Origin of the sequence: Bacteroides sp. 90-K9/2 (genome assembly GCF_047310725.1) — a bacterium.
Lineage (GTDB): Bacteria > Bacteroidota > Bacteroidia > Bacteroidales > Bacteroidaceae > Bacteroides > Bacteroides vicugnae.
In genome coordinates, this window is the sequence record NZ_JBCGVL010000024.1 from 1 (window position 1) to 1,264 (window position 1,264).

Annotated in this window: 2 protein-coding genes; both read right to left on the reverse strand. The window is 46.2% G+C overall.

The features are described from left to right. A partial coding sequence (locus AAHJ11_RS22325; protein ID WP_413580105.1) for a reverse transcriptase N-terminal domain-containing protein occupies window positions 1-851 on the reverse strand: 851 nt, incomplete at its 3' end. Between the two features lie 232 nt (window positions 852-1,083). Then, window positions 1,084-1,236, reverse strand: coding sequence for a hypothetical protein (locus tag AAHJ11_RS22330; RefSeq protein ID WP_167511788.1), 153 nt, complete (start codon window positions 1,234-1,236; stop codon window positions 1,084-1,086). Window positions 1,237-1,264: the final 28 nt, after the last annotated feature.

The following is a 1,264-nucleotide window of genomic DNA, read 5'->3' on the forward strand; positions in this document are numbered from 1 at the left end:
TCCGCATATCTTACGAGATTGACTTTGGGGCAGTAAAGTTTTCCATTGACATAACTTGCCTTGTACTTCTCTTTGAGCATCCTTTCCATGCCGTCAAGAGTTGCATTTGCAAGTGTCGGTGAAATAATGCCGCCCTGTGGTGTCCCTTCAATAGTCGGTTGAAGCAGTCTGTTGAATACAACTCCACTTTTCAGCCATTTTCTTAATATCTGCCTGTCGATTCGTACGTTATCGAGAAGCCATTCATGGCTGATATGGTCGAAGCAGCCTTTTATGTCTCCCTCCAATATCCATTCGGGAGAGCAATCCCTGCTTAGCCATCTGTGAAGCGCATCTATCGCATCTGCCGTACTTCTGAACTTTCTGCATCCGTAAGAGTTTGCATCCGCTTCACTTTCCGTTATGGGTTCCAATGCCATAAGATACAGTGCCTGCATGGCTCTGTCTTTCATGGTCGGTATTCCCAACGGTCTTGTCTTGCCGTTTGCCTTAGGTATGTTAACTCTTTTCAATGGGAGGGCTTTATATCCTCTCCGTGTCAAAGAACGTATAGCTTCTATTTTATTGGCATCGGTATCCCACTTTATGTGGTCAACCCCTGCCGTGCGTTTACCTTTATTGGAGGTCACTTTCCTTACTGCCAATGCCTTGGCTTCGAACGAAGTGACAAGCAGGTGCTGCAAGGCTTTAACCTTGTTGTACCTCTTTTCTTTATGAGCCTTTGCTATTCGGACTTGCAGCTTTCTGACCTTTCGTTCACATTTGGAGAAGTCAATGCTTTTCCATGTTGTGTTACGCTCGGCTGAAGATGCACACTCGGCTTTCGCCTTGCTCCTTTGCTGTTTCTTCATTTCGTTAAAGTTCTACAATCGTTTCACAAAGAATTACCCTGCGGAAGTCTGCCTGCTTTCGCATGAGGTGACGTTTAAACCTCTATCTTCCGCATTACACGGAAGCGTTCGCTTTCTCCGCAATCCTTTACCCGCACATCATTCGGCTTCTCTTGCGATTGGCTTACCTGCCCGATAAAGGACAGGAGAGATACGGGCTTACCAAGTTCCGTACAAGTAACTTACGACCGACTTAAAGTCCGCCCATCCACCGGCAGTGCTGCATCCGTGTAGTCCTGAAAAAGAGAGAACTATCCTGACTGCCCGCCATTTTGGCTATAGCTTGTAAATATCCGTAAGCTATTCTTTTGTTACGATGGTGCAGCGGTTCACATACGTTACTCATATCGGTCAGCCTAACAGCCTATACATTG